8 protein-coding genes are annotated in these 7,126 nt (G+C 53.0%); 6 read left to right on the top strand and 2 right to left on the bottom strand.

Annotated features, from left to right (window positions below; genetic code table 11):
* On the bottom strand, positions 1-544 hold a 544-nt coding region (locus tag BLP91_RS11455), incomplete at its 3' end, for an aldehyde dehydrogenase family protein (protein ID WP_143003538.1).
* Between the two features lie 174 nt (positions 545-718).
* Here BLP91_RS11455 and BLP91_RS11450 point away from each other — a divergent pair.
* Positions 719-1,279, top strand: a complete 561-nt coding sequence (locus BLP91_RS11450) for a hypothetical protein (protein WP_091571070.1) — start codon at positions 719-721, stop codon at positions 1,277-1,279.
* Positions 1,280-1,404: 125 nt separating this feature from the next.
* Here BLP91_RS11450 and BLP91_RS11445 read toward each other — a convergent pair whose 3' ends face one another.
* Positions 1,405-2,055, bottom strand: coding sequence for a GntR family transcriptional regulator (locus tag BLP91_RS11445; RefSeq protein ID WP_245662247.1), 651 nt, complete (start codon positions 2,053-2,055; stop codon positions 1,405-1,407).
* 147 nt (positions 2,056-2,202) lie between these two features.
* Here BLP91_RS11445 and BLP91_RS11440 point away from each other — a divergent pair, with 147 nt between their 5' ends.
* From BLP91_RS11440 to BLP91_RS11420, 5 genes are all read left to right on the top strand, one after another.
* Positions 2,203-3,414 carry a CaiB/BaiF CoA transferase family protein gene (locus BLP91_RS11440; protein ID WP_091571065.1) on the top strand — a complete coding sequence of 404 codons (1,212 nt, stop codon included), beginning with the start codon at positions 2,203-2,205 and terminating at the stop codon, positions 3,412-3,414.
* A gap of 43 nt (positions 3,415-3,457) precedes the next feature.
* The gene (locus BLP91_RS11435; RefSeq protein WP_091571062.1) at positions 3,458-3,718 is read left to right on the top strand and encodes a hypothetical protein; all 261 of its coding nucleotides are present in this window, start codon (positions 3,458-3,460) and stop codon (positions 3,716-3,718) included.
* Positions 3,715-5,214: a sodium:solute symporter family protein gene (locus tag BLP91_RS11430; RefSeq protein ID WP_091571060.1), complete on the top strand. Its 1,500-nt coding sequence runs from the start codon at positions 3,715-3,717 to the stop codon at positions 5,212-5,214. Before BLP91_RS11435 ends, BLP91_RS11430 begins: the two co-directional genes overlap by 4 nt.
* Positions 5,215-5,519: 305 nt before the next feature.
* On the top strand, positions 5,520-6,347 hold the full coding sequence (locus BLP91_RS11425; protein WP_091571057.1) for an HNH/ENDO VII family nuclease: 828 nt from the start codon (positions 5,520-5,522) through the stop codon (positions 6,345-6,347).
* Positions 6,348-6,366: 19 nt separating this feature from the next.
* A complete protein-coding gene (locus BLP91_RS11420; RefSeq protein WP_091571111.1) occupies positions 6,367-6,804 on the top strand; it encodes an SMI1/KNR4 family protein in 438 nt (145 codons plus the stop codon).
* The last annotated feature ends 322 nt before the right edge of the window (positions 6,805-7,126 follow it).

The following is a 7,126-nucleotide window of genomic DNA, read 5'->3' as shown; positions in this document are numbered from 1 at the left end:
GGGCCAGCTTCCAAGCGCCCATCAGGAGGGGGAAGTTCCAAGGGATGATCTGTCCCACGACGCCGATCGGCTCCTTGATGTGCATGGAAACGGTCTTAGCGTCGATTTCCGATACGCCGCCTTCTTCCCCGCGGATGACGCCGGCGAAGTAGCGGAAGTGATCCGCGGCTAAGGGGACGTCGGCCGCCAAAGCTTCCCGGATCGGTTTTCCGTTATCCCAGGTTTCCGACAGGGCCAATTTCTCCCGGTTCTCTTCGATCCGGTCAGCAATTTGCAGGAGGATGCGGCTGCGCTTGGCTACCGGTGTTTTCCCCCATTTTTCCCTTGCCTCATGGGCTTTTCTTACCGCCAAATCGATATCTTCTTTCTTGGAGCGAGGCACACGGGTGAACACCTTGCCATCCACCGGGGATGGATTGTCAAAGTACTCGCCTCCGACAGGGGCCACCCACTCGCCTCCGATGAAGTTTTCGTACCGGGACTTGTACTGAACAAAGCTCCCCTCCGTATTCGGTGTTCTAAATCTCGATAACGAAACACTCATTCTATTACCTCCAGTCCTTTTCTCAAGGGTTTTGTCGGTAAATAAAAACAAGCAAAATCAATGCCATTAGGAGATCCTTTCGTATAGTAGGTTTTCAAGGAGATTATTTGTTAACTGTACTGTACAGCGTAACACTTCGTTGCATATATAAATTGTTTGTGATGCACATAATTATTGGCTCAGCAAAAGGTGATCCACTGGCACGAGACCGAAGTGGTCATCACCGGGTATCGGAAGAAAGAATCCGGTTGGTTGGTCGCCGTGGAGGTAGACGATCACCCTCGTCCCGGCGGGGTGATGGAGCTGGGGATTGGACCGAGGGCAGATATGGTGAGCATGCGCAACTCTAATGCCCTCGCTAACATGGACAACCTGAAGGATCAAACCTACCACGCTAATTCCAAAATCGCCTCGATCCAAAAGAAAATGCTCAACGCCGTGGACCACTACCAAAACATTCAAGGGTCCTTTCACATCCAGTTTCAAAACAACGGACAAAATGAAATGGTTGAATTCCAGGTGGATGAAGGAAAAACACCGGGCAGCCATGTGAAAGTAACCAAAGCAAATGGAAATGAAACCAAGTCAAATGGGAAAGAATACCTGATCATGAACCATGAAATAGAGAAATTCTCTAAATCGAATGTGGCTCCCAGAAAAGAGGTCAAAAGGCCCCGGCACTTTTCCGATGAAAACGGCCAAGCCGTCTTTGTCCAGCGGCAACTAAAGAAGTGACGTTCCCGCAAAACTACGCATTCTGGCTGCGTAACAAGGAAAACAAAGTATGTTCAACCGAGATGTCACGGTAATCGAGGGCAAACACAAGGAATCTCTTTCCAAGAAATGGGGCGCCACAAATCTCAATTATCCGATTCTTTCTCGCATTCATCCACATGTTTTAACACTCGATCCCGGCCCTGACAGATGTGTTCGTGCATGGCGATTTTGGCCCGATCGCCGTCCCGCTTTTCAATCGCTTCCAAGATGATCCGGTGGAATTCCAGGGAGCGGAGCTGTTCCGATCGGTCATACCAGTAGAAGGATTGAAACACCAGGGGCAGAACGATCAATTTGCCGATGTGAAAACGGAGATGTTCATTGCGGGAAGCGGCGTGAACCGCTTCATGAAACCGCTGGTTGATGCGAAGAATCCCCAACATCCCGTCCAGATCCCGGGGCTCTTGCTCACGGAGCGCCTGTTCATAGGCGAGGTTGGCCTCCTGCATCTCCTTTAGCTCCTCCGGGCTTCGGTACAAAGCGGCCTGGCCCGCCGCGTAGCCTTCCAACAGGGTGCGCAAGTCGTAGATCTGCCGGATATCTTCTCTGGAGAAGGTGCGGACGATCATGCCACGCCGAAGTGGAGTGAGCAGCCCTTCCGACTCCAACTGCTTCAGCGCTTCCCGGACCGGCGTCCGGCTCACCTGCCATTCCCCGGCGAGAAACTCCTCCGTCAAACGCATCCCCGGTTTGTATTTTCCGACAGCAATCGCTTCTTTGATCAGCTGGTACACATCCAAAATCGTCACCTCGCTGTCATTGTATACAAAGAGAGACTACAGGACAAATAATTTCAATAATTTACCCTTTTCAACTTATTTACTATTGCCTTACTGTATACAAAGTGTTAATCTTTCTAAAAATAAGTGAGGTGAATAGATATGACCGAGGCTCAACCGGGACAGCTGCCCTTGGAGGGAGTCCGCGTCATTGAGTTGGGGACTCTCTTGGCCGGCCCCTTCGCCGGGCGCTTGCTCGCCGATTTCGGGGCAGAGGTGATCAAAGTGGAACCTCCCGGTAAGCCCGACCCGATGCGGAATTGGGGGAAGGAAAAGGACGGGGTGGGCCTGTGGTGGCCGGTACAATCCCGCAACAAGAAGTCGATCACGCTAAACCTGCGGGTAAAAGAGGGGCAAGCGGTCCTGAAGGACTTGGTAAAGGAAGCGGACATCCTGATTGAGAACTTCCGACCAGGGACGATGGAAAAGTGGAACCTCTCCTATGAGGAGTTGTCCGCCATCAACCCGGGGCTGATCATGGCCCGGACCTCCGGCTTCGGTCAATCGGGGCCCTACAAACAGCGGGCCGGATTTGGCAGCGTCGCTGAAGCGATGGGCGGCCTGCGCTATGTGACCGGGTTTCCCGACCGTCCGCCGGCGCGGATCGGCATCTCCATCGGGGATACCCTGGCGGCGCTCTTTTCCACCATCGGCTGCATGACCGCCCTTCATGAACGGGAACGCTCGGGCCGGGGTCAGGTCGTCGATACAGCCATCTACGAGTCGGTGTTCGGGGTGATGGAGAGCCTGGTTCCCGACTACCTCCTGGCCGGCTATATCCGGGAACGGATGGGCAACATCCTGCCGGGGATCGCCCCGTCCAACATTTATCTCACCCGGGATGAAACGTACATCGTGATCGGAGCCAATGCCGACAGGGTGTTCCGGAGGTTGTGTGAGGCGATGGGAGAGCCGGAGCTGGCCGACGATCCCAAGTTTGCCACTCATACAGCCCGCGGCGAGCACCAAAGGGAGCTGGACGCGCGGATCGAAACGTGGACCAAAACCCTGGATGCCAAAGACGTTCTCTCCCTCCTGGAAGAGAAAGGGGTTCCCTCTGGGATGATTTACTCGGCGAAAGAGATCGTGGAAGATCCCCATTACCAGGCGCGGGAGATGATCATTGAGACCGAGCATCCCCAATTGGGGAAATTCCCGATGCCGGGGGTGGTTCCCAAACTGAGCCGCACCCCGGGACAAGTCCAGTCCGTCGGTGCCGAGGAACTGGGCCAGCACAATGATGAAGTTTACCGGGAGCTCCTTGGTTATGACAAGGCTAAACTTCAGTCCCTGAAAGATCAACACGTGATTTAATTTTTCACCAGAAGGTTGCCAATATTAAAAAAGGGGGTTCCCCATGAGCGACAAAGTGAAAGAACCCATCCGCAACAAATGGATCTGGATCGGACTGGCTTTCATCGTGTTGGCCATTGTTCCCTGGTACTGGCCTAAGGGCGCCCTGCAATCGATGATCCTCGGCTTCCCGCTCTGGGCTTTTGTCTCCACCCTGTTTTCCCTCATCCTATGTGGCTATCTCAGCTGGCTCTGCCTCCACCAGTGGCACCTGGTGGAAGATAAGGAGGAAGCCGAGCGCCGAGGGGAGGGAGATGAAGGATGAAACTGGCCTTTGCGGGACCCGACGGAGTAATCATCCTGATCCTGTATGCGGTGGTGATGCTGTGGATCGGCTATGTCGCCGGCCGCGGACAAAAAAGTTTGCAGAAGAGTTTGTCTGGTTATTATCTGGCCGGGAAAAACCTGGGGATCATCGCGCTCTTTTTCACCTTGTATGCCACCCAATACAGCGGCAATACCATCGTGGGTTATGCGCCGACAGCATACCGGGAGGGCTTTTCCTGGTTGCAATCGATTCCTTTTATGACCATTATTATCGCCATGTACCTGATGTTTGCCCCCCGCCTCTACGTCATCTCCAAAAGGAAAAACTTTGTCACTCCGACGGATTGGATCTCCTACCGTTTCCAATCGAAAGGGGTGACCCTCTTGGCCATCTTCCTGATGTTGTGGGGGTTGGGCAACTACCTCTTGGAACAGCTGGTGGCCATCGGGCACGCCGTGGCCGGCATGACCGGCGGGACCATCCCCTACCAATGGGGCGTGATCGCCTTCGTTCTGGTGATGCTCGCCTATGAGTGGCTGGGCGGGATGAAGGCCGTCGCCTTCACCGATGTGATGCAAGGGGTGGTGCTGATGATCGGGGTGGTTGTCTTCTTAGGAGGGGCTTTCTATTTGGTCGGGGGCAATTTCGCTGATGTGACCCGGCAGATCGCCGAAACAGAACCGGCCAAAGTGGCCGTCCCTGGCTGGGAGACCTCGATCAACTGGTTCAGCATGCTGCTCCTGGTCGGCTTCGGCGCGGCTATTTACCCCCATGCCGTCCAGCGGATTTACTCTGCGGAAAGCGAGCGCACGTTGAAACGCTCCTTTGCGCGAATGGCCTGGATGCCGCCGTTGACTACCGGCTTGGTCTTCCTGATCGGCATCATCGGGATCAGCCTGTTTCCCGGGTTGGATGAGAGAGGATCGGAACAGTTGGTAGGCTTGATCGCCAACCAGGTGGCCTCCATCAACCTGATCTTCTACTGGGTGATGGTGCTGTTCTTTGGCGCGATCGTGGCGGCGATCATTTCCACCGCCGACTCCGTCCTGCTCAGCTTTTCCTCGATGTTGTCCAACGACCTTTACGGCAAATACATCAACCCCGATGCCAGTGAGGAACGAAAGGTGAAATTCGGCAAAATCGGCGGAGTCATCGCCGTCGCCATTTTGCTGTGGATCGCCTGGAATCCCCCGGCCACCCTGTACGACATCTTTGTGCTGAAATTTGAGCTGCTGGTCCAGGTCGCCCCCGCCTTCTTCCTCGGTCTGTACTGGAAACGCCTTTCCGCCGGCCCCGTCTTCTGGGGCATGCTGACCGGAGCCATCTGTTCCGGCGCCCTGACCCTCTCCGGCTTCGGTACCCTCTGGGGCATCCACGGCGGCGTCATCGGCCTCATCCTCAACCTCCTCATCTGCGTGGCCGGCTCCTATATGACTTCCGTGTCTACTGACCACCAACGGCAAGCGGAGGAGAAAATGGCGATGAATCTGTAAGTGATGGCCGCACGAAGCCTCAGACCAAACCCCACCAGCCCCAGCCCCGAGGGCTTTTTGACTCCATAGGGGACACCCTGAGTGACATTAAGCAGGGCGTCGAGGACTTCATAGAAGATCCATGGGAGGAGACCAAGGAAGCGGCCAGTAATGCTTGGGAAGGCATCAAATCCGGGGCCCAAGCGGCTTGGGATTGGGCCAAGGAACATAAAGAAGCGATTGCGGCCACGCTGACTGCAGCTGCTGGTGTTGTCCTCTTATTCGTTCCAGGTGGACAAGGTTTCGGTGCCGGGATCCTGATCGGGATGGCGGCCGGTGGTGGCGTTTCCTACTATCAGGGGAATGACTTAAAGACCATCCTGGCTGATGCATCCATCGGTGGCGTGGCAGGCGCTTTCGGGGGTGGTGTCACCGGCGGGGTGGCCAGAGGGGCTGTTCGTTATGTCAGTCGAAGAGCAGCCCAACTCATCGGGAACTCCGCCGGAGCCTCTGCAGGAAGCCTCGCCGACGACTTCCTCCATGAGCGAAAATTCAACTGGAAGAATGCGACTGTCGCGGCGTTTATGGGGGTCGGATTCACCGTCGTCCCTCATATGGCTGCCCAGAAGCCTGCTATGGGTATCACACCGAAGGCGCAACAGGCGACGAGCCAAGCAGCTAGCCAAAGTAGCAAATTTAGTTACACAATAGGTAAAGAAGAAGCGGAGCAAGCCCTTCAGGGATACAGTCGGTTGATGAAAAAACCGAACCGTGCTTATTATGATAATGGTATGCTGGGTCGCAAGAATCCACTTGAATTTGTTGTTCAACAACGATCCATTCAATACATGTCAGATAAGCAATTGATTTACCGGTTCAAGAAAAAACTCGCGCCACGAAACCCTAAATACGGAAGAGCCGAAAAGGGCACATACACTCTGCACCACTGGAAACAACGAGAAGAGGGTCCATTAATTGAAATGCCGCAAAGTATTCACCAAGGAAAATCAAGTCGTTTGCATCCATTAGGGAATAAAGGTGGAATAGGTAAGAAAAGACCCGGATGGGATGACTACAGAGTGGATTATTGGAGAGCCCGATACATTGAAGAGCTTCATAGAAGAGGGCATGAATTCCCTCTGAAATTGGAATAGGAGGCCGATAAGTTTGATCATGAAAGAAGCGATTCATAAACACATCATTGAGAATAACCCCCCAGAAGCAATAGGCGGGCCCGTCCCCATGAGTGAAATTGAAGCGGCTGAAATAGAATTGGGTGTAAAGCTTCCTGAAGACCATAAGGAGTATTTGCATCACTATGGTTCAGGAGGAGTACCAAAATATGAAATGTTAGGTTTAAGAGTGGCTGAATTCCTGCCAGACACCGAAAAATCATTTGTTGAAATGACTAAAGAGTTTCGAGAAGGACTCCCTAAACCATATGACAAAATGGTGGTTGTATGCCTTGATTATGATGGTGATCCTGTAGGTTTTCTGCCCGATGAACCCAACATATTCGTTCTTGATCATGAATCCGGGAAAAGATTGGAGATGGCTGACAGCTTCGAACATTTGCTTGAGAAACTGATAAACGATGAGTCGTTTTTCTAAGGTCTGAACCAATGAAAAAACAGAAGTATTGCTCGATTCATAAATGAATGGAGGAGCCTTACGGCTCCCCCGGGCGGGAATCACCCCGCCCGGTTTTTGTTTGCCGCCGATAAAAAAACATCCAAACCAATTGGATAAAGAGATAAAATGGGAGATTGAAAGAGATGCTATGTTAGTAGAGGATGGATGGGATTTGACGTGGGTGTTTGAAGATGCTACAGCAAGTAAACCTTTGATACAAGAATTGGTGGGAGACGTGATGTAGCCGCTAACTTTAAAGGATTACGTGGAAAAAGCATTGAATGAACAGTTGGATATTCAG

Source organism: Melghirimyces thermohalophilus (assembly GCF_900102685.1).
GTDB lineage: Bacteria > Bacillota > Bacilli > Thermoactinomycetales > DSM-45169 > Melghirimyces > Melghirimyces thermohalophilus.
The sequence above is the reverse complement of the archived record's forward strand: the minus strand, read 5'-3'. Positions and strand labels throughout refer to the sequence as shown.